The sequence below is a fragment of the Pseudomonas sp. GW821-FHT03A09 genome (assembly GCF_059421065.1).
Map to the genome: position 1 here is coordinate 33218 of NZ_JBWKUX010000004.1, position 23671 is coordinate 56888.

29 protein-coding genes are annotated in these 23671 nt (G+C 61.0%); 12 read left to right on the forward strand and 17 right to left on the reverse strand.

Annotated elements, in window-relative coordinates; translation table 11 throughout:
• Positions 1-93 precede the first annotated feature (93 nt).
• The 6 genes from AC07V4_RS08025 to AC07V4_RS08050 form a co-directional block, all read right to left on the reverse strand.
• Positions 94-1047 carry a FecR domain-containing protein gene (locus AC07V4_RS08025; RefSeq protein WP_492636027.1) on the reverse strand — a complete coding sequence of 318 codons (954 nt, stop codon included), beginning with the start codon at positions 1045-1047 and terminating at the stop codon, positions 94-96.
• Positions 1044-1556, reverse strand: coding sequence for a sigma-70 family RNA polymerase sigma factor (locus AC07V4_RS08030; protein ID WP_492636026.1), 513 nt, complete (start codon positions 1554-1556; stop codon positions 1044-1046). The genes AC07V4_RS08025 and AC07V4_RS08030 overlap by 4 nt, the downstream gene beginning before the upstream one ends.
• Before the next feature lie 168 nt (positions 1557-1724).
• Positions 1725-2354, reverse strand: coding sequence for a glutathione S-transferase family protein (locus tag AC07V4_RS08035; RefSeq protein ID WP_492636025.1), 630 nt, complete (start codon positions 2352-2354; stop codon positions 1725-1727).
• Positions 2355-2444: 90 nt separating this feature from the next.
• A complete protein-coding gene (locus AC07V4_RS08040) occupies positions 2445-2744 on the reverse strand; it encodes a DUF3144 domain-containing protein (protein ID WP_492636024.1) in 300 nt (99 codons plus the stop codon).
• Between the two features lie 206 nt (positions 2745-2950).
• Positions 2951-3646 carry a tRNA (adenine(22)-N(1))-methyltransferase gene (locus AC07V4_RS08045; RefSeq protein WP_492636023.1) on the reverse strand — a complete coding sequence of 232 codons (696 nt, stop codon included), beginning with the start codon at positions 3644-3646 and terminating at the stop codon, positions 2951-2953.
• A gap of 13 nt (positions 3647-3659) precedes the next feature.
• On the reverse strand, positions 3660-4370 hold the full coding sequence (locus AC07V4_RS08050) for a FadR/GntR family transcriptional regulator (RefSeq protein WP_492636022.1): 711 nt from the start codon (positions 4368-4370) through the stop codon (positions 3660-3662).
• A 348-nt stretch (positions 4371-4718) separates the two neighbouring features.
• Between AC07V4_RS08050 and AC07V4_RS08055 the strand changes: the two genes are divergently transcribed.
• Positions 4719-6080 carry an MFS transporter gene (locus AC07V4_RS08055; RefSeq protein ID WP_492636021.1) on the forward strand — a complete coding sequence of 454 codons (1362 nt, stop codon included), beginning with the start codon at positions 4719-4721 and terminating at the stop codon, positions 6078-6080.
• 19 nt (positions 6081-6099) lie between these two features.
• Positions 6100-7425 carry a glucarate dehydratase gene (gene gudD, locus AC07V4_RS08060; protein ID WP_492636020.1) on the forward strand — a complete coding sequence of 442 codons (1326 nt, stop codon included), beginning with the start codon at positions 6100-6102 and terminating at the stop codon, positions 7423-7425.
• On the opposite strand, the gene AC07V4_RS08065 is transcribed toward gudD, so the two are convergent.
• From AC07V4_RS08065 to AC07V4_RS08075, 3 genes are all read right to left on the reverse strand, one after another.
• Complete coding sequence (locus AC07V4_RS08065; RefSeq protein WP_492636019.1) at positions 7394-8344, reverse strand: DHH family phosphoesterase; 951 nt, start codon at positions 8342-8344, stop codon at positions 7394-7396. The two genes, gudD and AC07V4_RS08065, sit on opposite strands and share 32 nt — an antisense overlap.
• 119 nt (positions 8345-8463) lie before the next feature.
• Positions 8464-8823, reverse strand: coding sequence for an addiction module antidote protein (locus AC07V4_RS08070; protein WP_492636018.1), 360 nt, complete (start codon positions 8821-8823; stop codon positions 8464-8466).
• A gap of 1 nt (position 8824) precedes the next feature.
• Positions 8825-9127, reverse strand: a complete 303-nt coding sequence (locus AC07V4_RS08075) for a type II toxin-antitoxin system RelE/ParE family toxin (RefSeq protein WP_492636017.1) — start codon at positions 9125-9127, stop codon at positions 8825-8827.
• 262 nt (positions 9128-9389) lie between these two features.
• On the opposite strand from AC07V4_RS08075, the gene AC07V4_RS08080 reads away from it, so the two are divergent.
• A complete protein-coding gene (locus tag AC07V4_RS08080; protein WP_492636016.1) occupies positions 9390-10451 on the forward strand; it encodes an alpha/beta hydrolase family protein in 1062 nt (353 codons plus the stop codon).
• 50 nt (positions 10452-10501) lie between these two features.
• On the opposite strand, the gene cynS is transcribed toward AC07V4_RS08080, so the two are convergent.
• Complete coding sequence (gene cynS / locus AC07V4_RS08085) at positions 10502-10972, reverse strand: cyanase (protein WP_492636015.1); 471 nt, start codon at positions 10970-10972, stop codon at positions 10502-10504.
• A 29-nt stretch (positions 10973-11001) separates the two neighbouring features.
• A complete protein-coding gene (locus AC07V4_RS08090; protein WP_492636014.1) occupies positions 11002-11643 on the reverse strand; it encodes a carbonic anhydrase in 642 nt (213 codons plus the stop codon).
• Positions 11644-11754: 111 nt separating this feature from the next.
• Here AC07V4_RS08090 and cynR point away from each other — a divergent pair, with 111 nt between their 5' ends.
• The 3 genes from cynR to AC07V4_RS08105 are packed head-to-tail and all read left to right on the forward strand — an operon-like array spanning position 11755 to position 14638.
• Positions 11755-12666, forward strand: a complete 912-nt coding sequence (gene cynR / locus AC07V4_RS08095) for a transcriptional regulator CynR (RefSeq protein ID WP_492636013.1) — start codon at positions 11755-11757, stop codon at positions 12664-12666.
• Positions 12667-12716: 50 nt separating this feature from the next.
• Complete coding sequence (locus AC07V4_RS08100) at positions 12717-13253, forward strand: P-loop NTPase family protein (protein WP_492636012.1); 537 nt, start codon at positions 12717-12719, stop codon at positions 13251-13253.
• Positions 13250-14638, forward strand: a complete 1389-nt coding sequence (locus AC07V4_RS08105) for an aminotransferase-like domain-containing protein (RefSeq protein WP_492636011.1) — start codon at positions 13250-13252, stop codon at positions 14636-14638. The genes AC07V4_RS08100 and AC07V4_RS08105 overlap by 4 nt, the downstream gene beginning before the upstream one ends.
• Here AC07V4_RS08105 and panB read toward each other — a convergent pair.
• Complete coding sequence (gene panB / locus AC07V4_RS08110) at positions 14626-15441, reverse strand: 3-methyl-2-oxobutanoate hydroxymethyltransferase (protein WP_431753096.1); 816 nt, start codon at positions 15439-15441, stop codon at positions 14626-14628. The two genes, AC07V4_RS08105 and panB, sit on opposite strands and share 13 nt — an antisense overlap.
• Before the next feature lie 152 nt (positions 15442-15593).
• Between panB and AC07V4_RS08115 the strand changes: the two genes are divergently transcribed.
• The gene (locus AC07V4_RS08115; RefSeq protein WP_492636010.1) at positions 15594-15761 is read left to right on the forward strand and encodes a DUF2986 domain-containing protein; all 168 of its coding nucleotides are present in this window, start codon (positions 15594-15596) and stop codon (positions 15759-15761) included.
• Here AC07V4_RS08115 and AC07V4_RS08120 read toward each other — a convergent pair.
• A complete protein-coding gene (locus AC07V4_RS08120) occupies positions 15725-16645 on the reverse strand; it encodes a LysR family transcriptional regulator (protein WP_492636009.1) in 921 nt (306 codons plus the stop codon). The genes AC07V4_RS08115 and AC07V4_RS08120 overlap by 37 nt on opposite strands.
• Positions 16646-16787: 142 nt before the next feature.
• Between AC07V4_RS08120 and AC07V4_RS08125 the strand changes: the two genes are divergently transcribed.
• Together AC07V4_RS08125 and AC07V4_RS08130 are read left to right on the forward strand one after the other, a co-directional pair.
• Positions 16788-17207 (forward strand): DoxX family protein, encoded by a 420-nt coding sequence (locus AC07V4_RS08125; RefSeq protein ID WP_492636008.1) that lies wholly within the window; start codon positions 16788-16790, stop codon positions 17205-17207.
• A 31-nt stretch (positions 17208-17238) separates the two neighbouring features.
• The gene (locus AC07V4_RS08130) at positions 17239-18162 is read left to right on the forward strand and encodes an NADP-dependent oxidoreductase (protein ID WP_492636007.1); all 924 of its coding nucleotides are present in this window, start codon (positions 17239-17241) and stop codon (positions 18160-18162) included.
• On the opposite strand, the gene AC07V4_RS08135 is transcribed toward AC07V4_RS08130, so the two are convergent.
• The 3 genes from AC07V4_RS08135 to AC07V4_RS08145 all read right to left on the reverse strand — a co-directional run bounded on the left by AC07V4_RS08135 (position 18163) and on the right by AC07V4_RS08145 (position 21028).
• Positions 18163-19146 (reverse strand): GlxA family transcriptional regulator, encoded by a 984-nt coding sequence (locus tag AC07V4_RS08135; protein WP_492636006.1) that lies wholly within the window; start codon positions 19144-19146, stop codon positions 18163-18165.
• 4 nt (positions 19147-19150) lie between these two features.
• Positions 19151-19693, reverse strand: a complete 543-nt coding sequence (locus AC07V4_RS08140; RefSeq protein ID WP_492636005.1) for a cysteine hydrolase family protein — start codon at positions 19691-19693, stop codon at positions 19151-19153.
• A 123-nt stretch (positions 19694-19816) separates the two neighbouring features.
• Positions 19817-21028, reverse strand: a complete 1212-nt coding sequence (locus AC07V4_RS08145) for a YeeE/YedE family protein (protein ID WP_492636004.1) — start codon at positions 21026-21028, stop codon at positions 19817-19819.
• 124 nt (positions 21029-21152) lie between these two features.
• Here AC07V4_RS08145 and AC07V4_RS08150 point away from each other — a divergent pair, with 124 nt between their 5' ends.
• The 3 genes from AC07V4_RS08150 to AC07V4_RS08160 are packed head-to-tail and all read left to right on the forward strand — an operon-like array spanning position 21153 to position 22543.
• On the forward strand, positions 21153-21428 hold the full coding sequence (locus tag AC07V4_RS08150; protein WP_060755830.1) for a metal/formaldehyde-sensitive transcriptional repressor: 276 nt from the start codon (positions 21153-21155) through the stop codon (positions 21426-21428).
• Positions 21425-22330 (forward strand): CDF family Co(II)/Ni(II) efflux transporter DmeF, encoded by a 906-nt coding sequence (gene dmeF / locus AC07V4_RS08155; protein WP_492636003.1) that lies wholly within the window; start codon positions 21425-21427, stop codon positions 22328-22330. The genes AC07V4_RS08150 and dmeF overlap by 4 nt, the downstream gene beginning before the upstream one ends.
• 33 nt (positions 22331-22363) lie before the next feature.
• Positions 22364-22543, forward strand: coding sequence for a DUF1289 domain-containing protein (locus AC07V4_RS08160; RefSeq protein ID WP_431749859.1), 180 nt, complete (start codon positions 22364-22366; stop codon positions 22541-22543).
• 10 nt (positions 22544-22553) lie between these two features.
• On the opposite strand, the gene AC07V4_RS08165 is transcribed toward AC07V4_RS08160, so the two are convergent.
• Positions 22554-23417 carry a DNA/RNA non-specific endonuclease gene (locus AC07V4_RS08165; protein WP_492636002.1) on the reverse strand — a complete coding sequence of 288 codons (864 nt, stop codon included), beginning with the start codon at positions 23415-23417 and terminating at the stop codon, positions 22554-22556.
• Positions 23418-23671 lie beyond the last annotated feature (254 nt).

The following is a 23671-nucleotide window of genomic DNA, read 5'->3' on the forward strand; positions in this document are numbered from 1 at the left end:
ACACTCACGAGGATGACGCGCAGGCAGACAAACCCGTGCCTGCATGGGGTTGTGCAACAACTTCGGGATTTTTATAGAGCCTGCGATGATTTTTTATCGACGATCGATGCTGACCCAATAAGCGCTGTGCTGGTCGATCTGCACCGGCAAGGATTTAGCCAGCAATTGTAGCGCGCTGTCGGTGTCATCCAAGGGGAAGATCCCGCTCAAGCGCAAGCTCGCCGCTGCGGGACTGACGCGGATGATACCGCGCCGGTAATCACGCAACGCGTCCACCACCTCGCCCAAGGAGCGGTCGCGCACCTCCAGGCGGCCCTGGGTCCAGGCGGCTTCGCCACCGCTCGCAGCCTCCAGGGTCAGGATGCCCTGGGCGTCGAACGTGGCTTTCTGGCCGGCACTGAGCACCTGCACCGCACCGCTGCGCGTGGTGATTTCAACCTGGGAGTGCTGCATGACGATCTGGGTGTACGCCTGCCCCTGCTGCACCAGGAAGCGCGTGCCCAAGGCGCGCATTTGGCCGTGTTCGGTTTCGACGATAAACGGCCGATGGCTGTCTTTGCTCACATCCACCCACAGCTGCCCCTCCAGCAACTGCAACAACCGTTGCCCGGCGTCGAAGTGCGGCATCACTTTGCTGCGTGCCGCCAGGGTCAACGCGCTACCGTCCTCCAGGGTCACACTCAAGCGCTCAGCGGTGCCGGTGCGCAACGCGCCTAACGGCAGCCAGCCGTCGGACAGCCGCGTCACCAGCCCCGCAAACGCCGCGACGCCCACCAACGCCAAGGTATTACGCATAAAACCACGACGGCCCGACGGTGCATTCAAGGTGTGCAACAGGCTGTCGCGGGGCATGCGCCGCAACTCGTCGCTGCCCAGCAAGGCCATGCCGCTGCCCATGCGATTGAACACCTCTGCCCGCCTTGGGTCGCCTTCGCGCCAACGCCTGAATGCCGTGTGTTCCTGGGCACTGGCATGGCCGGATTGCAGCAGCGCCATCCATTGCGCCGCCTCCTCGATCATCGCCTCGTCCGGCGCTTTAGCATTCATGGTTGCGCCATCGCCAGGTAGCAACGCTTGAAGGCATCGGCCATGTATTGCTGAACCCGGCTCACTGACACCTGCAACCGCTCGGCAATCTGTACATAGGTCAAACCATCCAACTGGTGATACAGGAACGCCGCCTTGGCCTTGGCCGACAACCCGTTGAGCAAGCGGTCCACCTCCAGCAGCGTTTCGATCAACAGCAAACGTTCTTCAGGCGAGGGATGCACCACCTGCGGCGCCAGGGCCAACGCTTCAAGATAGGCCCGCTCAAGGTCCTGGCGACGCCAGCCTTCATACATCAACCGTCGTGCGATGGTGGTCAGCAAGGCACGCGGCTCGCGGATCGCCGCCGGGTCCGGCAACGCCAGCACCCGCAGGAAGGTTTCCGAAGCAATGTCCTGAGCCCCATGGGGACAGCCCATGGCCCGGCCAACACGGGAACACAGCCAGCTGTAATCACTCTTGAACATCTGCCCGATCAGGCCGAAATGTGGGTTCTGGTTCACACCCATGACATGCTCCGTGCGGATTACGGCCGTTCAGCCTTGCTGTTGAGGCGCGATGGGAAGTCATCGCGGCAAGGCCGGACTGTGCATGAACTTCGGCTAGGTCAGGAAAGAATAAAAAATTTCAAAGAGCTTTGTTATTGGCATATGCCAGGACCTGGGCAGGTCTGCGCCCTATTTCTTTGCAAACGCATAGTCCCCACCCTGCTCCACGGCCTTGCGGTACGCGGGTCGCGCCTGAAACCGCTGCACCCACGCCGACAGGTGCGGATACGCCGGCAGCTTGCCCTGGGCCCAGGCAACGTCGCCGACGAAGCTCATCTGGATGTCCGCGCCACTCAATTCGTCACCCATCAGATACGGCGTATCCGCCAGCACGTCGTTCAGGTAACCCAGGTAATTGGCAACCTCCGACTCAATGCGCGGATGCAGCGGCGCACCCGCCTCACCCAAACGGCCAACATAGAGATTGAGCATCAGCGGCAGCATGGCCGAGCCTTCGGCGAAGTGCAGCCATTGCACGTATCTATCGTAAGTGGCGGTGGCGGGATCGGGTTGCAAACGGCCTTCGCCGTGACGACGGATCAGGTAGTCGATGATCGCGGCGGACTCAATCAATACCAGGGCGCCATCTTCGATCACCGGGGATTTGCCCAGCGGGTTGATGGCCTTGAGTTCGGGCGGCGCGAGGTTAGTCTTGGGGTCGCGGTGGTAACGCTTGATTTCATAGGGCAGGCCGAGTTCTTCGAGCAGCCAGAGGATACGTTGCGAGCGCGAGTTGTTGAGGTGGTGGACAGTGATCATGGTAGCTCCGCTAAGCGAAAGTGGGGGTGTCTTGCAAAGAGACTACGCCACCGCTCGGGAGTGCCGACACTTCATTCACGGTGTTTTTGCTTAAGGCTCGGTGCTTGCCAGCATGTACTGACTGAAATTATTGATGTGATCATCCAGATTGTCCTCAAGCATCATCCGGTACTGATCGCAGAAATACTTCAGCATTGCCTCTCGCGCCTGGGCCATTTCTGCGCCGGACTTGAAGTTGCGTGCGCTGGCCCAGGCGTTGAAACGCGTGGTGCCGAACATCATCGAGGCACTGACTTCGCCGAGGTTTTCACAAGCCTTGAGTTGTTCGTTCGACAGTTCGATGTGTGCGTCGGCACGGTCGTAGAAGGCTTGGTCGGTGGTGTCGGCCATGGCGCGGTTCCTGGGTGAGCGAATGAAGGACGGCATTGGAGCATAAGACTCGGCGTTAGGCGAACGCTGCCCGCAGTCCTATGTGGGAGCTGTCGAGCTTTAGCGAGGCTGCGAAGACGACGGCACAGCCAATAGAGATGTCGCCTGACCCACCGCTTTCGCAGCCTCGCTGGGGCTCGACAGCTCCCACATTTATTCGGTGGCGGTCAGCCGAGTAAGGCCGTGATCCAACGCGCCTGCCGGGCCACTTCCTGCATCTTTTCCTCCGGCACCCGCTGCCGCGCCTGCTCAAAGCTGGCCAGCGTCTTGTGCTTCTGGCGCAGCATGCGCTGCCACTTGGCCAGGAACACGGGGCTGCGCGTCTGCATCTGCAAGGGGCCGAAGTACAGTTGTTCGGCGCTGTAGACCACCGATTCCGCACGTTCGGCGACAATGATTTCGTAGTAGAAGCGGTTTTCCTGCAGCAGCTCTTCGTGCAGGATCGGGTAGCCGTTATCCATCAACCACTGGCGCAGCGGTTGCTCGCCACCGTTGGGTTGCAGGATCAGGCGTTCCTGGCCGCTCAGGTGCGTTTTACCGCTGTCGAGGATGTCGCGAATGGTTTCGCCGCCCATGCCGCACAGGCTGATCGCGGTGATCCCGTCACCCGGTTCGATGGCCGCCAAGCCACTGGCCAAACGCACGCGGATGTGTTGCTCCAGGCCGTTGTCACGCACGGTGCGTTGGGCCGCATGAAAGGGGGTGGTCGCCACCTCCCCCGCCACCGCTGCCGAAATTGCACCACGGTGCATCAAGGCCACCGGCAGGTAGGCGTGGTCGGAGCCGATATCGGCCAGGCGTGCACCGGCCGGCACGTTCGCGGCCACACGCTCCAGGCGCATGGACAAAGTGTGTTCGTTCAACGGTGGTCCCTTTTCATTCCCCGGAAAACCGATCCCGGCTATTGGTCAAATGCAACACCATGGCGGCCCGCGCTGCGTCCGGGTCCTGGCGTTTGATCGCATTGAAGATCGCCTCGTGCTCCAGGTTCGCCAACTGCCCCAGCTTGGCAAAATCCGCCCCGCCACGTTCAACGCCCTTGACCTGGGTGCGCGGGATCATCGCATTGCCCAGGTGCAACATGATCTCGGTGAAAAACGTGTTGCCGGTAGCCTCGGCGATCAACTGGTGAAAGCGTTTGTCTTCGTCCACGCAGCTGTCGTTGTTGGCCAGCGAAGCCTGGTAGTCATCCAGCGCCTGGCGCATATGGGCCAGTTGCTCGTCGGACCTGCGCAGTGCCGCCAGGGCCACGGCCTGCACTTCCAGGCCCAGGCGCAGTTCAAGCATGTTGCGCACGCTGGCGACGGTGTCCACATGCAAGCGCAAGCCTTGCTGGGTGCGTGGCTCCAGCACGAAGGTGCCGATGCCGTGACGCGTCTCCACCAGGCCCGAGGCCTGCAACTTGGAAATGGCTTCACGCACCACGGTGCGGCTCACGCCGTGCTCCAGCACGATGGTGGATTCAGACGGCAGTTTTTCGCCGGGCTTGAGTTGCCCGAGCAGGATGCGCTGAGTCAGCGCGTCGACCACACCTTGGGCCAGGTTATTGGAGCGTCTACGGACAAGGGTTCCGTTTTCAATGGGCATCGCGCGGGTCCACGGGTTGGGCTGATGGGAGCTTAACACCCCGCTCTGAGCCTGCGCAGGCTTGATTCACTGGCCAACCAACTTGTATGACAACCAATCTGATCGAACAACATTCCAGCGATCTTCACCGCCCGCTCCCGACTGTCTAAGCGCCTATCAATCGCTCGCAAAAATACGCATACCGACCAATGAAAATGGGCAAATAACCATAATCAGTGATACAGCCACGGCCTTATAAGCACAAAAACATCCATCACCCAATTGCGAAGCCAAGAAAAGCACTTGTATGATGTCTATCAACAAAGCACGCAAACCCGCATAAAAACAAATCAGGGGGAGTTTTGAATTGTGAACAATTCAAGCCAAGTATCTGCCGCCGCAGAAAGTGATTCGGTGCTCAACCGCGCCGTGAGCAAAGTGAAGAGCCATGTGCTCCCACTGTTCGTGGTCATGTTCATCCTCAACTACATCGACCGGGTCAACATCGGCTTCGTGCGCACGCACATGGAGCATGACCTGGGCATCGGTGCCGCTGCCTACGGCCTGGGTGCCGGGTTGTTCTTCATCGGCTACGCCCTCTTCGAAGTGCCGTCCAACATGCTGCTGCAAAAGGTCGGCGCACGGATCTGGCTGACCCGCATCATGTTCACCTGGGGCATCGTCGCCACGTTGATGGCGTTCATCCAGAACGAAACCCAGTTCTACATCCTGCGCTTTCTGCTGGGCGTAGCCGAAGCGGGCTTTTTCCCCGGCGTGATCTACTACTTCACCCGCTGGTTGCCAGGTGTCGAGCGCGGCAAAGCGATCGCGATTTTCCTCAGCGGCTCGGCCGTGGCTTCGCTGATTTCCGGCCCTTTGTCGGGCGCGCTGTTGCAGATCGAAGGGTTCGGTTTTCATGGCTGGCAATGGATGTTCGCCATCGAAGGCCTGGCCTCCGTGGCATTGGGATTCTTCGTGTGGTTCTGGCTCGACTCCAACCCCCACGACGCTAAATGGCTGACCCGCGAAGAGCAGGACACCCTGGTGGACGCCATTGACGAGGAACAGCGCCAGCGTGATGCCCTCAACACGGTCAAACCGACCCTCGGCAAGCTGCTCAAGGACCGCCAGATCCTGCTGTTCTGCACCCTGTACTTCTGCATCCAGCTGACGATTTACGCCGCCACTTTCTGGCTGCCGAGCATCATCAAGAAGATGGGCGACTTGAGCGACGTGCAGGTCGGCTTCTTCAACTCGATCCCCTGGTTGATCTCGATCATCGCCATGTACGCCTTTGCCGCGCTGTCGGGCAAGTTCAAGTTCCAGCAAGCCTGGGTGGCCGCCGCGCTGTTGATCGCTGCGGCGGGCATGTTCATGTCCACCACCGGCGGACCGATCTTTGCCTTTGTGGCGATCTGTTTTGCGGCCATTGGTTTCAAGTCCGCTTCTTCGCTGTTCTGGCCGATCCCCCAGGGCTACCTGGATGTGCGCATCGCCGCTGCCGTGATCGCGCTGATCAACTCCATCGGCAACCTGGGCGGCTTTGTCGCGCCCACCACGTTCGGCTTTCTGGAGCAGACCACCGGTTCGATCCAGGGCGGCCTTTATGGCCTGGCCGGCACTTCGGTGCTGGCGGCGATCCTGGTGTTCTTCGCCAAGACTTCACCTGCTCCCACGCTGGCTTCGCCGGATGTTGCGCCAACGGCCACCGCCATCAGCAAACCTCTTTGAGCTTAATTAGGACATTGTCATGACTACCCCCGTCGTCACCCATTTCCAAGTCATCCCCGTGGCCGGCCACGACAGCATGCTGCTGAACCTGAGCGGCGCCCATGGGCCGTTCTTCACCCGCAATATCGTGATTCTCAAGGACAGCTCAGGCAAGACCGGCGTCGGTGAAGTACCCGGTGGCGAGCGCATCCGCGAAACCCTGGAAGACGCACGCAGCCTGGTGATCGGCCAACCCATCGGCCAGTACCAGCGCATCCTCAACCAGATGCGCAGCACCTTTGCGTCTCGCGATGCAGCGGGACGGGGCCTGCAAACCTTTGACCTGCGCATCACCATCCATGCCGTCACCGCCATGGAAGCCGCCCTGCTCGACCTGCTGGGCCAGTTCCTCGAAGTGCCAGTGGCTGCCCTGCTCGGCGAAGGCCAGCAACGGGACGCGGTAAAAATGCTCGGTTACCTGTTCTACATCGGCGACCGCACGACGACTGATCTGGCCTACCGCAACGAAGCGGACGCCGACGATGAGTGGTTGCGCCTACGCCATGAAAAGGCCCTGACTAGCGAGGCCGTGGTACGCCTGGCCGAAGCCGCCAAAGCGAAATATGGCTTCAACGACTTCAAGCTCAAGGGCGGTGTTTTGAGCGGCGACGCGGAAATCGAAGCGGTCACCGCCTTGGCCGAACGCTTCCCGGATGCGCGCATCACCCTCGACCCGAACGGTGCCTGGTCACTCCAGGAAGCCATCCGCTTGTGCCGTGATCAACATCATGTGCTCGCCTATGCCGAAGACCCATGCGGTGCGGAAAACGGCTACTCGGGCCGTGAAGTCATGGCTGAATTCCGTCGCGCCACCGGCCTCAAGACCGCCACCAATATGATCGCCACCGACTGGCGCGAAATGGGCCACGCGATCCAGCTGCAATCGGTGGACATTCCCCTCGCCGACCCACACTTCTGGACGATGCAAGGCTCGGTGCGCGTGGCGCAGATGTGCAACGACTGGGGCCTGACCTGGGGTTCACACTCCAATAACCATTTCGATATTTCCCTGGCAATGTTCACCCACGTGGCGGCGGCGGCACCGGGCGATATCACCGCCATCGACACCCACTGGATCTGGCAGGACGGCCAGCGCCTGACCAAAGAGCCGCTGAAGATCGAGGGCGGCTACGTGAAGGTACCGGCCAAGCCGGGCCTGGGTGTGGAGATCGACATGGACGCGGTGGCCAAGGCCCACGAAGTCTACAAAGGCATGGGCCTGGGGGCGCGGGACGACAGCGTGGCGATGCAGTTTTTGATTCCAGGCTGGCGCTTCAATAACAAGCAGCCTTGCCTGGTGCGCTAGCACCCTCATTCGATGCAGCCAAGGCCAGCTTCACCAGCTCCTTGCGCTGCATCGCGCGCGGCGACACCGCCAATGCACCTTGCCAGTCGAGCGACAACAGAAGGCTCAGCTTGTGCTGGCTGAGCAAAGGCCCTGCCAACCAGTAGCTCTTGCACTCGCGAATGCTGATGGCGTTCAACAGCCAATCGTCACCGTGGGTCGCCAGCCATTGTTCAATGACTGGGCGATGCCGCTGAATCAATGCTCCCGCGTCCCACACCGTCATCTGCGCAACAGCCAGCGGCAGGTTGCGCGTGGCGGTCATCTGCTTCATGTCGGCAGCCAGGGCATCAAGCAGGTCGGCTTCGATGGCCGCCTGGCATTCGCTGAAGTAGTGCTGGGGCCAATCCGCCGCCAAGCCCGCCCGTGATGCGAGCACCTCATAGGCTCGACGATCCAGTGGCGTGGTCATTTGCCCGGTGAAATTCAAGGTATTGTCCAGAATCGCCGTGGCCAGCAGCGCAGCACTCTGTTGACTGATCTGCGTCAGCAGGCCGGCGCGTTCCCAACGCTGGAACACTTGGGTCGCCGCTGCTCCAATCGATTGAATATCGGCAGCAGCACCCAGCTTGTGCGTCCAATAGGTTTCAAAACCTGGGTGATGGTCGATGACTTCCCGTACCTGATCGAGCACCACCATCGGGTCGAAGTGGTGATAGTCGGAAACGTCCACCAGCACGAACTCATCCTCAGTCTCGGGCCTGTAAGCATCCAGCGAAACGGACCAACCCCGCACGCTCTGGGGAATACTGAAATTCAGCGGCGCACTGCTCACCGCACGCGCATCAATGCCTTGGCGGTTGAGCAGTTCGGCGTACGCGATGCAGCAGGCGTAGGCGTCGATGTCCAGGTAGGCGGAGCCTGCGGTAACGACCCTCATGCTTGAATCTCCTTGAAATGCCCCTCAGGTGCCGACAGTGGCGCGGTGTTTTGGGCTGAGGGAAACTCCCATGGATTCATGACAAAAACATGACGACTGCGGGAGTGACACAGCAAACATCAGGGTTTGCCAGAGGTTGCCTGTTTTGACATCGGCTGCACCGTCAGCTCCACCCCTAACGCCAGCATGAGTTTCTGGACCGTCTCATAGCGGGTTTTCGAACCGCCTTTGAGGGTTTTATACAGGCTCTCCCGATTAACCCCCGCCGCCTCGGCCACCTTGTTCACGCCCTGTGCCTTGGCGACCTCGGCCAGCGCCTTCATGAAGACCTGCGGGTCTTGGGACTTCATGCTTTGCGCCAGGTAAGCGCTGATGGTTTCAGGGCTGTCGAGAAAGCGCGAGGCCTCATAGACGGTCGCGCCGGATGTATCTAGATCGAGGATCGGCATGTCCTCGGGTTTGAATTTCGATTCACTCATGTCATTGACCTCTCAGGGCATCGAGGATCTCTTTTGCCCGTTTGATTCCTCTTTTCTGGTCGGTTTTATCACTGCCCCAGAGCATCAGGTAAGCGGTGAGCCCGGTGCGTACGAAGTAAATCCTGTAACCGGGCCCGACAAAAACACGCATTTCACTCAGGCCGTCGCCTACCGACTCGCAATCCCCAAAATTGTTTTCCTCGGCCCGGTCCAATCGAGTCAGAACCGCCACCCTCCCCCAGACATCCCTCATACCGTCGAGCCATGTATCAAACTCCGGCGTCCTGCCGATCAAGTTGGTCACAACCCCACCTGTAGCCTACTGGCTACTCCATGCCGATGCCAGTCAATTTTTAGTTCCAATGAAAGCCGGAAGAAAAAATCCTAGTCCAGCACCCGTACGTGCGGCCGGTCGATACTATTAGCGCTTGTTTCCCTCGTGTTTAAAGGGGTGCGTAGTGGGTGATTTGGGGTCTCAGTGTAGTGGTCAACTAATCCCGTACTCCCCTACTCAATCCGCCCACTTCCAGTCATGATGCGCCCTCACTTCAAGGACGATAAAAACAGTGAAAAACCCCTTCGCCGCCCTCCTTCTGCTTTGCCTGGCCGCTCCCGCATTCGCTGACGAAAGCGCCATCGGCTTCAAAACCACGACCCTGCCCGACACTCACAATAATCGCCCCCTGGAGCTGGCTGTGTGGTACCCGAGCACAAGCACTGCCAAACCCGAATTGATTGCTGACTCCGTGGTATTCATCGGCGCCCTCGGCGTGCCCGACGCAGCGCCGGCAGCGGGCGAACATCCGCTGGTGGTGCTTTCCCACGGTTACGGTGGCAATTGGGGCAAACAGGTATGGTTGGCGAGTGCCTTGGCGCATCGGGGTTACATCGTGGCAGCGGTGAACCACCCCGGCACCACCAGCAAGGATCGCAGCCCGGCTGCCGCTGCGCAGCTATGGCAACGCCCGGCCGACCTGAGCCGTGCGATCGACGCAGTCTTGGCCGCACCAACGTCATTCGGCGCGGTGGCTAAAAACCTGATTGCTGCGGTGGGCCATTCCCTCGGCGGCTGGACCGTGATGGAAATCGCCGGCGCGCGCTTCGACCCAGACCTGTTCAGCCAGGACTGCAGCGCACACCCGAAGCTGGGCGGTTGCATTGGCTATCAGGAGATGAACCCCGCCGCCACGCCAGCCGGCAAGGCCCACCTGGCCGCTGACTTGAGCGACAAACGCGTCACCGCGATTGTGTCTTTGGACCTGGGCCTGTCTCGCGGCATGACCGACGCCAGCCTTGCAGTGCTACCGGTGCCGGCGCTGGTGATTGCAGGCGGCGTGCCGACAGAGGATATGTCCCCCGAACTGGAGTCGGCCCACATGGTCAAGCGCCTGCCAGAAGCATCGACGCAGTACGTGGAAATCAGCGATGCCACCCACTTCAGCTTTATGTCGATCTGCAAGCCGGGGGCGGTAGCATTGATTGAAGAAGGGTCACCGGGCGATGGCAAGATTTGCCGGGATGGTGACGGCGCGCGGCCACGAGCGGTGATACAGCAGCAAGTGGTAGAGCTGATCAGCGGGTTTCTGGCCCGGACAAGCGCGCAGAGCCAGGCAATCACCAAACGCTGACCACGCGATGCAGCCCGGCGCCTCGTAGCGCCGGGCTTTTCACACCACGATCAGAACGGTTTGGTCGGCAGGTATTTGCCATCCAGGGTAATCACGGCGCGGGAGCCACCGTCCGGGTCATCGACCTTTTTGACGTCCAGCTTGAAGTTGATGGCGCTGATGATGCCGTCGCCGAATTTCTCGTGAACCAACGCCTTGAGCGTAGTGCCGTAGACCTGAATCATTTCGTAGAAGCGGTAGATGGTCGGGTCGGTGGGGATGCCGTTGCCGATGCTGCCGCGTAGCGGAATGGTTTGCAGCAGGACGACCGCATCCGCGTCGAGCCCCAAGGTGTCGGCAACCACTTGCGCAGCCTTGGCCGGCAGTGGGTGTTGGCCTAGCAAGGCCGCGGTGACGAAGGCTTCGTGCAGGCCGGTGCCTTCGGCGATCTGGGCGAACGACAAGTCTTTGCGAGCCTTGGCCAACAGGATCACGTCGGTCAGGGCAAAGCGAGTGTTCTGGCTGATTTGTGACTGGATCATGGGGTTATCTCCGTGGGTAAAAAACAGGTTCAGTGAGAAACAGCACGAACGGTAGGGTTGTCGGCAAGCGCGACGAACTTACCGGTGTGGCTGTCGAAAGCTTGGATGCAGCCGCTTTCGATGTCGTAGACCCAACCATGCAGCGTCACGCGCTTTTCTTCGAGGGCGAGGCGCACCGAGGGGTGCGTCTGGATATTGGCCAACTGTGCGATCACGTTTTCGCGAACCATGGACGCGACTTTGGCGTGCGGGTCGACATGCTGGCGAGCCTCATTGACGACCCGGCCAGAGTCGGCATAACGCAACCAGCCGGCCACTGCGGGCATGTGGTCAAGGCATTGGCAAGTGGCGATGGCGGTCATGGCGCCGCAGTCGGAATGCCCGCAGATTACGATGTCGCTGACTTGTAGCGCAGCGACGGCGTATTCCACCGAGGCCGACACCCCCCCCGGTTCCGGGCCGTAGGACGGCACGATATTGCCGGCATTGCGGATCACGAACAGGTCGCCAGGCTCCCTCTGCGTGACCAGCTCAGGCACCAGGCGGCTGTCGGAGCAGGAGATGAACAACGCCCGTGGGCTCTGCTGATTGGCCAGGTCCCTGAACAGGCCGGCGCGCTCGGGGAAGGCGTTACGTTGGAACTTCAGGAAACCGTCGATGATGTCTTGCATGGGTGACTCCATGGGTTCGCGATGCGATGGAGCAAAGGTTACGCAGCCCTCTTGATAAGGTAAAAGTCTGATATATGATCAAGCTCATTAGATAACCTTATGAGTTCACATATGCTGGCACGACACATCCAGTACTTTCTTGCCGTGGCGCAACACGAAGGTTTCACCAAAGCCGCGACGGCCCTGCATGTCTCGCAACCGGCACTGTCACAGCAAGTGCGGCAATTGGAGGAAAGCCTCGGCGCACAATTATTCGACCGCTCGGGGCGCAAGACGCGTCTGACCGATGCCGGGGAGGTTTACCTGCGCTATGCGCTGCGGGCGGCGCAGGAACTGCAGGAAGGCAAACGTGCGATCCACGACGTGGGTGATTTGAGCCGGGGGACGCTACGGATTGCGGTGACGCCTACGTTCACCACTTATCTTGTCGGGCCGCTGGTGGAGGCCTTCCACCGTCGCTACCCGAACATCACCTTGAATGTGCATGAGCTCTCTCAGGAACACATGGAAAGCCAACTGCTGGCCGATGAGCTGGATGTGGGCATTGCGTTTGATGAGGTGCATGCACAGGACATTGACGCCTGTCCCCTGCTGGTAGAAACCCTCGCACTGGTGGTCGGCAAACAGCATCCGCTAGCGGCGCAACAGGCTATCGGCCTGGAGACCCTGGGCGCCGAATCCATGGTTTTGCTGAGTAAAGCGTTCGCGACCCGCGAACAGATCGACCGCTACTGCAACCAACACGGCATCCGTCCGCGCGTCGTCATGGAGGCCAATGTGATTGGCGCGCTGATTGAGGTGGTACGCAGGACCACGCTGTCGACGCTGTTGCCAGCCGCCCTTGCGCGGGCGTATCCGGATTTGGTGGCCATTGAGCTGGGACCGCAGCCGCTGCAACGCACTGCGGTGGTGATGCAACGCACAGGGGTTTATCAATCGGCGGCGGCGCGGGTGTTTATTGAGGTGGCGAAGGAAGTCGCGGCAACGTTTGGCGACAACGCAGTCATCGCCGACTTCAACTAAACACCAAAACCTCGCACAATCGGCAGCCCTTTTCCCGAACTGGAAGCCCCATGCAACGGATTGTAATCTTGGGCAACGCCGGAAGCGGCAAGTCCACCCTCGCCCGCCTGCTGGGTCAGCATCTTGGCTTGTCCGTGGTACATCTGGACAAATTGTTCTGGGAGCCCAACTGGACCGAACCCGACGCCGAGCAGTTCCGGGCACGGGTCCGCGAATCCATCGCTGTAGATAACTGGGTGTGTGAAGGTAACTATGCGCGCCGCACGTTCGATCTGCGCCTGCCCCGTGCCGACCTGATCATCTGGCTCGATACGCCCAGGTTGACCTGTTTCGCCCGCGTACTCTTGCGCAGCTTCTTGAACCGTCCAAGCCCTGACAGACCGGTGGGCTGCCAAGAGAAACTCGACCGTGAGTTTCTGACTTTCCTGAAATTCGTCTGGAGTTTCGATCATGGTTATCGACCAGGGATCGAAAAGGTTCGCCTGGCCGTTGGTCCACAGATTCCGGTAATGCATTTGCGCGGCAATCAGCAAATTGCTGCGTTTCTCAAGGGCTTGCCCGTCGTCTCAGAGGCATGCCCCGAGTGAGCCAGGAAAACACCACCGCGTTTGCCTACCAAGCGGTGTACCGCTACCTCGTCGAGTTAATCGAGGCGGCCCCTGCGCGCAGCGAACAAAAACTGCCGTCGCTGCGCCAACTGGCGCGGCGCCTGGGGGTGTCGGTGTCGACCACCAAGTACGCTTATGCGCTGCTCGAAGATGAAGGCCGGGTCGAGGCCAGGCCCAAGTTCGGCTACTTCATCAAAGTGCTCCCCGGCGTCGTATTGCCCACTGGCGCGTCCAGCTTGCTCGACCAGGTCTTCGCTAACGCGCGCCAACCGGGAACGCTGGCGCTGAGCAGTGATGCACCGGCCATGTTGCTGTCACTCGAAAACCCGCTGTGGACGGTGGAGCGTGAATTGGCGCGGCAACATCCACGCTCGCTTGCGCCCCAGTACCTGCCGTTCGGTGATCCTGAGTTGCGTGCCGCGTTGGCCGAGCGTTACACCCAATCCGCCGACCGCTATTGGCAAGCCGATGACGTGTACATCGGCGCCGACCTGCACAGTGTGTTGGACCTCTCCCTTGACGCCTTGGGCCTGGCGGGCACGGTGGCGTTAGTGGAGTCGCCCTGTTCGTGGGCGGTTTTACGTCAACTAGCAGCGGCGAAGGTGCGGGTGATCGAACTGCCCCTCGATGCGAACGGGTGTTTCGACCTGGCGGCACTCAATGGGTTGCTCCAACAGGAGCCGATTCGGCTGGCGGTGCTGTCATCGACCGTGAATATTCCCCAAGGCGGCCTGATGCCGGCCCAGGACAAACAACAGATCTGCCGCTGGCTAGCGGAGCGGGACATCTGGCTGTTCGAGAACGACACCTACGGCGAGTTGCATTTCGGGCCACCGCCGGCGCGTTATCGCGACTTTGCCGACCCCAGCAGACTGCTGGTGTTCTCGACGTTCGACAAAGTGATCGGTGCGGAGGCGCCCTACGGTTACGTACTGTGCCGCGAGCAAGCGCCAGCCTTGCAGCGATTATTTCTGGAGCGGGGTTTTCGTCTGTCACCGCTCCGTCAGAAAGCCATCGCCAAGCTGTTCACCTCCCGGCGCCTCGACGTCCATTTGAAAGCACTTCGGTCGCGTCTGTGGGACCGCATGAACCAACTCAAAGCCCTGCTGGACGCCCACGATCTGTGGCACGTACAAACGCCCCAAGGTGGGGCAAGTTTCTGGTTGCAGGCCAAGCGTCCCGTGGACATGCGCCAGGTGTTCGAACACCTACTGGCCCAGCGCATCGTCATCGCCCCCGGTGAACTGTTCAGCCAGCAAGGTACCTGGCAGCAGCATCTGCGCCTGAGCTTTACCCTCGACTGGAGCAAGGATATTGCCCAGGCCGTGCAGCAACTGGCACAGGCGATGCGTCAAAGCCCGTAGCAGTGCCGCGCTTCGGGGAAGCGGCCATGGCGCACGTCGTCGGCAAAGCGCTCGCAAGCCTCGCGGATCACCGCCCCGACATCGGCGTACTGTTTGACGAAGCGCGGCAAGTGCTCACCGCCCAGGCCCAGCACATCTTCGGTGACCAATACCTGGCCGTCGCACGCGGGTGATGCACCAATGCCGATGGTGGGCCTGTTTGCATCCAGGGTGATCTGTCGCGCAACACCCTCGGCCACACCTTCCAACAGCAGGCTGAAGGCGCCTGCCTCCAGGTTGGCGCGGGCATCTTCGGCAATCACCGCACCGGTTTGCGCCGTGAGGCCCTGGGCCTTGAAGCCGCCCATCACATTGACGAACTGCGGCATCAACCCCACATGGGCCATCACCGGAATACCCCGCGCGACCAGAAACTCGACCGTGCCCGCCAGCGCCTGATTGGCTTCCAGCTTGACCGCGTCGCAACCCGTGCGCGCCAGCACCTGGGCGCAATTACGAAAGGCCTGCTCGTTGGATTCCTGATAGCTGCCGAAGGGCATGTCGGCGATGACGCAGGCCAGCCGCGTGCTGTCGACCACGGCGCGGGTGTGGCCGATGATTTCTTCCAGTTGCATGCTCAAGGTCGAGGCGCGGCCGTAGCCAACCATCGCCGTGGAGTCGCCGACCAGAATGAAGTCGACCAGCGGGTCGATCAGCTTGGCGATGGCACTGGAGTACGCCGTCAGCGAGACGATTTTCTGCTGGCCCTTCATCGCCACCAGTTGGGGAACGGTCATGCGTTTGGTACGGGTGTGAATACTCATCAGGGGCTTCCGTTTGCGCTGGATACCCGTCCCGATTATTAGCAAAAAGCCCCAAGGTTCAATGCACAGATCGATGCTGAAAAGCGACCCAGATCACGGCCGTGTTTTTTAAACTGGTATCATCCGGGTCTGTACAACCCAGGTAAAAACACATGAATCGCCAAAAGAAACTCCAGCAGCTTTTCAAGGCCAAGGCCAAAAAGGCCAGCGCCAAATTGGCGCCGAAAAGCAAAGACAAATACATCAGCAAAGCCGACCGCGCGAAACTGGCGGCTGAAGCCGCTCAAGAGCCGGTCATCTCCTGCGACTCAGCCTGCTGAACAAACCGCTCGATCAACCACCGCGCGGCCGGGCCTGGCGGCAGGTCCGTGCGGTAGATCACGCCAAAGGGATATTTACCGCTTTGGTACTCGGGGATATTCAGCCGCACCAGCCGGCCGCTGCGCAGGTCTTCCTCGACCATCGGCGCGGGCATGTTGCCCCAGCCGATCCCTTCACGCAGCAACATGTGTTTGGCACCCAGGTCCGCTAAGCGCCAAGTGCGATTGCTGAGCACGGCGAACTCCTTGTCCTTGGTCAGCAGCGAACGGTCGGAGAGCACCAACTGCGTAAGCTCGCGACCGGCCCCCGGGGCATTCGCGCCGCTCAAGGCCAGCGGGTGGTCGGGCGCAGCCACTGGGATCAGCTCAACACTGCCCGCGCCAATTCTTTCGATCCCGTCGATGCTCTCGTACATGGGCCCGCTCACACCGATGATGGCTCCCCCGTTGATCACTCGCTCCGTCACGGCGCCGAGCGCTTCCATGTGCAAATGCAGGGCGACCGTGGGGAATGCCTCGCGAAACGCCTTGAGGGCGTCCACCACGCGCGCGGCAGGCAGCATCACGTCTAGTACCACATGCACTTCCGCCTCCAGTCCCTGCAGCAGCCCTTTGACTTTGGCCCGCAGCCCATGAATACCGTTGGCGATGGATCGGGCCTCGGCCAGCACGGTGCGGCCGGCTTCGGTGAGCTGGGGCTTGCGGGTGGTCTGGCGGTCAAACAGCGCCACGCCCAACTGCATTTCCAGATTGGCGATCGCGTAGCTAACCACCGACGTCGCGCGGTGCAGCTTCCTGGCGGCAGCAGCAAAACTGCCGACCTCCACGACGGTGAGGAACACCCGCAGTTGGTCCAGAGTGGGTGTACCAGGGTCGGAAATCATGTGTCGGTCCCTTGATTAACTTGTCTATTTTTTCGAACCTAACCGTCGAAATTAGTCGTCTATTCAGATTAGCCGATGCGGTCCAAGATTTCCTCACTCGGGCGGTTCATGTCGAACCGTACCTCATCGAAGGAAATACACCATGACCACACAAACCCTGAGCACCACCCGTTCCGACACCCAGCAAGCTTCGGCCGCCTTGATCGGCCGCGTACTGTTGAGCGCCATTTTCATCCTCTCCGGTTTTTCCAAACTGGCGGCTCCGGCCATGATGATCGGCTATATCGGCTCGGTGGGTCTGCCTTTCCCGACGCTGGCACTGGCGCTGGCGATCGTTGTTGAAATCGGTGGCGGCCTGGCCCTGATCGCCGGTTACCGCACCCGCACCGTCGCCGCCATCTTGGCGCTGTTCAGCGTGGCGACTGCGCTGGCGTTCCACAACGCGCTGGCTGATCAGAACCAGTTCATCCACTTCTTCAAGAACATCGCGATGGCCGGCGGCCTGCTGCAGGTCGTAGCGTTCGGTGCCGGTCGCTTCAGCCTTGACGCACGTCGCGGCTGATCCCCCCACTCAGGCTCCTCGGGAGATTTTCATGAAAGCCATCCGTGTTTATGCATATGGCAGCCCTGAAGGGCTGCTCTTGGAAGACATTGCCGCACCGGTAGCCGGTGCGGGCGAGGTGCTGATCGATGTAGCAGGTGCCGGGGTCAACCCGATTGACTGGAAAGTGCTGTCCGGCGCCATGCAAGCGTTCATCCCCCTGCCGCTGCCGTTTACACCGGGCATCGAAGTGGCCGGCACGGTGGTTGCGCTGGGCACAGGCGTGACTGAATTCGCGGTAGGTGATGAGGTGTTCGGTTTCATCAATATCGTCGGCGGCTACGCCACACACGCGGTGGCCCAGGCATCCAAGCTGGCCTTGAAACCGCGCACGCTCAGTGCACTACAGGCGGCCGCGGTGCCGGCTTCGGCACTGACCGCGTGGCAAGCCCTGACCGAGCATGCCGTCGTGCAACCGCGCCAGAAGGTGTTGATCCACGCGGCAGCCGGCGGCGTCGGCAGCATGGCGGTGCAGATCGCCAAGTACCTGGGCGCCGAAGTGTATGCAACGGCGTCCGCACGCAATCATGAGTATGTGAAGGCCCTCGGCGCCGATCATCTCATCGACTACAGCACCCAGGTGTTCGAAGAACAGGTCGGTAAGGTGGATGTCGTGCTCGACCTGGTGGGTGGCGATACCCAGCAACGCTCGTTTGCAGTCTTGAAGAAACACGGTGTGCTGGTTTCACCCGTGAGCGCACCCAGCGCGTCCCTGGCCAATGACCATGGCGTGACCGCCATCAACTTCGCCGCCCGTTCGGACGCTCAACAGCTCGCGCACATTGCCGAACTGTTCGACCAGGGGCGTTTATCGGTGACGGTTGAAGCCTATCCTCTGAGCGCTGCGAAAGCCGCCATCGAGAAAAGCCTGGGCCGTCACCTTCAAGGCCGGTTGGTACTCGACACGGCGCACTGATCAGTCGGCGCCAAGCAGGCGCATCGTGGAAGGCGTGCCGACTTCGTATTTGCTCCAGATGCGTCGCAGGTGGCGCGCCGAACCGAAGCCTGCACGCTCGGCAACGGTTTCAATGCCCAGGGTCGATTCGGCCAGCAGTTCACGGGCCACAGCCAGTCTCAGCCGCTGCAGGTAGTCGAGCGGGCTGAGACCGACGTGTTCATGGAACAACCGCGCCAAGTGGCGACTGCTGGTGTAGGCCAGGTCGGCCATGCGCGTGACGGGCCAGGCTTCACAGGGCGCAGCGGCGATGGCGTCCTGCACCCGATGCACCGCCGGATGCAGGTGGTTACGACCGGTTACCCAGGGTGACAGTTGTGGGTCGGCGCCACTGCGGCGCATGTACACCACCATGTCTCGGGCGACCGCACAGGCCAGCCGTGGCCCGGCCAGTTCGGCGAGCAGGTGCAGCATCAGGTCGATACCGGCAGTGACGCCGGCACTGCAACTCACCGGACCGTCGGTGACGTAAAGCCGGTTTTCAAGCACACGAGCCTTGGGCGCGATGGCCTGTAATGTCGCGCACAATGCGTGGTGGGTGGTGCACTGGCGACCGTCCAGCAACCCGGCCCGGGCGGCACTCAGGGCGCCGGCGCATACACACAGCAGTCGCTCGCCCGAAGGCGCGAACACCTTTTGCAGCCACTGGGTCAGGGTGGCGCTGGCTACCTCGAAAGCCTGTTGGCGTGCCTTCGTCACCTTCGATGTGGAACCCACCAACACCACCAGGGTGCCGGGCGCCAAGACCGGTGGAAGCGGCGCCAAGCCAGCCAGCGGCAAACCGATGGACGTTTGCAGCGACTCCACCGGGCTGACGTACTGCAAGTCGAAATCGATGGCGGCCGGGTCTTCAAATTGCGCGGCCAGACGCAGCACCTCGGCCGGACCTGCCAGGTCCAGCATCAGCACATTGGGCAGCAGCACGAACAGCACCGGCACACTCACGGTTTTATGCCTCCAGCGCCTGGGCGACGGTGACAATACGGGCAAAGCGATCTTCCAGCACCAGCTCGGTGCGCTCGCGAATCTCGGCAGCGGTGTACACCCGGCCGCTACGTGCGTGCGTCATCGGGAAGGTCAACGTCGCCTCGCTGACAAAATCCACCGTAAAGCCGCTGTCCGAGGCGTGTCGCGTGGTGGTTTCACAGCACTGCTCGGTGCGAATGCCGCTGATGATCAGCCTGGTCACCCCCATCTCCGTCAGCCGTGCAGCCAGCGGGGTGCCGGCGAAAGCACTGTGGTAGCGCTTGTGGATAGTCAAGGCAGGGGCGATCGACAATTCGCTCAAGGTTCTGACGTTGCCCGATGCCATCGAAAAATGCCCCTGTTCTTCAACATGGAACACTTGTATCACCGGGATGCCGTGCTGAACACACCCGTCGATGAGGGCCTGCTGTTTTTCCAGGTAGTCAGCCAGGTCATTTTCAGACCAGTAGGTGGAATGGCGGAACGAATGCTGGGCGTCGATCACGATCAGGGCTTTTCGGCTCATGGGCAGTCCTCTTGGTGTGCATTTCAGCGAGTGATGCACACCATGGTAGAGATACTGGTGCACGCACAACAGGCGCAAGCCGGACCACTTAAGGACGGATTCGGACATCCATTTATGGGAGTCTCAGCAACCGCTCAACGCCACCTGCGGCCGTTCGCCCGCAAAGAAAAACGGCCGCAAGCGCACGCCCACGCTGTTGCCGATAAACGCCGCCACCAACCAGACCCAGCCATGCAGGCTGCCCGAAGCAATGCCGCTGAAGTACGCGCCGATATTGCAACCGTACGCCAGGCGCGAGCCGTAACCCAGCAGCAGACCGCCGATCACCGCCGCCACCAGCGAGCGCACCGGGATCTTCAGGCTCGGGGCGAAGCGCCCAGCCAGGCCGGCAGCCAGCAGCGCACCGAGGACGATGCCAATATCCATCACGCTGGTGATGTCTTCCCACACCGGCGCGGCCAAGGCCTTGGCATTGCCGGGCATCTGCCAGAACGCCCAACCGGCGACGTCCACACCCAACCCACTCGCCACCTTGGCCCCCCACAGCGCGAACGCCGAGGTGATACCCCACGGACGCCCGGCCAGAGCCAAGGTCGCGTAGTTGAGTAGCGCCAGGCCAATCGCGCCCCACAGCAGCGGCCAAGGCCCGCGCAGAAAGCGGCGCAAACCGCTGTGCTCGCTGATCACGCCCGCCTCAAGCTGGCCATGACGGCCCTTTTCCAAACGCCCGGTCACCAGCGCGATCAACGCAAACACTGTCAGGCTCAGCGCCATGGCCGGCATCACGCCGAAGCTTTTGACGATGGACACTGCCGGGAACGATGGCAGCGCAAACCACCAGTCCACATGGTGTGTGGCGATCAACGAACCGCAGATGAAGAACACCAGGGTCACCAGCATGCGTGCATTGCCGCCGCCCACGGTAAACAAGGTGCCCGACGCACAGCCGCCGCCCAGTTGCATGCCGATGCCGAAAATGAACGCACCAAACACCACGGAAATCCCCGCCGGCGCCACCAGCCCGACCACCGGCTGCCCGAACAACGTGCCCGCCCCCAGTGCCGGGAAGAACAGCAGCACCGCGATGGCCAACATCACCATCTGCGCACGTAAACCGGCGCCGCGCCGATCATTGATAAACACACGCCAAGCCGAGGTGAAACCAAAAGCCGCGTGATACAGGGTCAAGCCCAGCGCAGCGCCGACGACCAGCAACAACACCTGGCGCGAGCCGACTGTGTTTTGCAGGAATACGGCGCCGAACAACAGAAGGACAAAAGCCAGCAATGGCGCGGTGGGCTTGCGCGCGGGGCTCAGGGTAAGAGAGGTACTCATGGGGGTCTCGATTCACTTGTAGAGGGTGAGTGACAAGGGGCTGGAGAGTATAAACCGCTCACCCCTTGTATAGGGGGGCGGGGTATGCAAAGATCCGCGCCATTATAGGTAGGGGGGGTATGCCATGGGCCATATAGCCGCAAACAAAGACAGCTTGATCAAGCGCGTCAAACGCATCGCCGGACAAATCCAGGCGGTTGAAAAAGCACTGGAGTCAGACGCTGACTGCGCCAAGACCCTGCACCTAGTGGCGGCCACCCGTGGCGCCATCAACGGTTTGATGGAAGAAATCATCGAAGACCACGCCAGAGCCCATGTGGCCGATCCCTCCCTCAGCGAAGAAGCCCGTAACAAGGGCGTCGAAGAATTGCTCGAAGCCATCCGCCGGTATTCCAAATGAACAGCACTCATAGCCACGAACACGTGTTCCTCGGCGCGGCCCACGAAGAAAACGCCAAGCGTACCCTTTGGGTGGTCATACTGACCGTCGTCATGATGGTGGCGGAAATCGCCACCGGCGCGTTGACCGGCTCCATGGCCCTGCTGGCTGACGGTTTTCATATGGCGACCCATGCGGCCGCCCTGGGCATTGCCGCTGCGGCCTACGCCTACGCCAAACGCAATGCGAACAGCCCACGCTACAGCTTCGGCACCGGCAAAGTCGGCGACCTCGGCGGCTTCGCCTCGGCGCTGATTCTGGCGTTGGTGTCCCTGGGCATTGGCGTGGAGTCGGTGATTCGCCTGCTGCAGCCTACCGAGGTGCAGTTCGGGACCGCGACCCTGATTGCCGTGGTGGGCCTGGCGGTGAATATCATCAGCGCACTGCTGTTGGGCCATGGTCATAGCCACGGGCATGATCATGATCACGATCACCACCCTCACGGCCACGACAACAACATGCGTTCCGCCTACGTGCACGTGATCGCCGATGCATTGACCTCCGTGCTCGCCATCGCCGCCCTACTCGCTGGTCGCTACCTGGGTTGGGTCTGGCTGGACCCGCTGATGGGCATTGTCGGCGCCATCGTGATTGCGCGTTGGGCCTGGAGCCTGATGGGCGCCACTGCCGGTGTGTTGCTGGACCAGACCGATGAACATGTCGCCGCGGAGATCCGCGAGCTGGTCGAACAACCCGGCGATGCCAGGATCACCGACTTGCACGTCTGGCGCGTCGGCCCCGAAGCCCACGCGGCGATTGTCAGTGTGGTTGGCCGCTCGACCACGGATGCCGACAGCATTCGCCAACGCCTTAAGCCGGTACATGAAGTGAGTCATCTCACTGTCGAATTTCACGCGGCCTAGCTGTGACCTTTTACTGCACACCCGGGTGAACCCTTGGCCAAAGATATTGAAAACCCCTGCATTTCCATCTGCCAGCTCAGCGGCGACCTGTGCGTCAGCTGTGGGCGCAGCAAGGACGACATCCGCAAGTGGAAACGCATGAAACGCCCCGAGAAAATGGCCGCCGTCCAGCGTGCGACGCAGAGGCTCAAGGCGTTGAAGAAGGTCAAGTGAGGTAGGCGAGTCAGGTACGCCCGACTGACCCCGTGACCGGCAGATTACCCAGCAACTTGAGCCCCGTACTCTTCACAAAGGTGTCGTAGTCCATCGGCTTTTCGATGCGGGTTTCGCCGTTGGGCAGCACATAGGCCCAGGCGCGTTTCGACGAAGCGTCGTACACCAGCTTGAACAGGCGCGTCGGCACCCAGACCTTGTGGGTGCCGATGGTGCTATAGCCCGGGTCAAACAGCGGCCCAGTGAACACGAACACATTGCCACCGGCCCGGATGGCGAACTTGCGCACGTCCGCCTCGACCTTGCTCCAGATCTTGCGGTTGTTGGTGGGGTCTTGGGGCACCATGTTCGACAACGCGAAGGATTGGGCCATGGCATTCGCACTGGGTGCGTCGGCCGCAGGGGATTGGTGACCACGGTCCACCGCCGGATGCTGGCCACGATAGTCGCTCAGCTCGGCGCGGCCACCCTTGGGAATACGCGGGTCCGGGTAGAACTGGTTGGTGCGCTCCTCGCCCTTGGCGTTCCTCAACTGCGCAGCATTCAGGCGCTCGACCACGACCAGCGGCGTCCTGCTGGTTTGCGAATAGAGCACCGCGAAGTTGTCTGAACACAGCGCCAAGGGCTTCATCGTAGCCGGCACGGTGGCGGTGTTGATCGGTGTTGCTGCCGGGAACAGATCGGCGCAACCCTCAAACGAAGGCTTTTTTTGTTGACTGGAATAGAGATCAAGGGCGGCGCCCTGGCTGATCGAACCGGAGCGTGAGGCGTGCTCAGCCGGTGGCTTGAGAAAATCCAACAGACCCCGGGCTTGCGCCCCAGAGGAAAGCAAAACAAGGGCTGACAGCCCAACTGCAATTTTGCGCAGGTGCATGGAGTGATTCTTCGAATAAGAGTGAGGCGACAGGCTCCGCGAAACGCAGCCAAGTACATGATATTGCGAGGATTATTGACCAGTAAAAGTCACATTGGTGCCCAGCGTGCCCACCTTGCACGCCACCTGCCTGGGGGAACCACACAAAAATCTGCCAGCCTATCGCCATCTCTATATGGTAATGTTTCGCATTAAGCAGTTTATCCAAGGAATGTGCGCCGCCTGCAAGCCCGTGCGCACCATCGTTTAGAAGG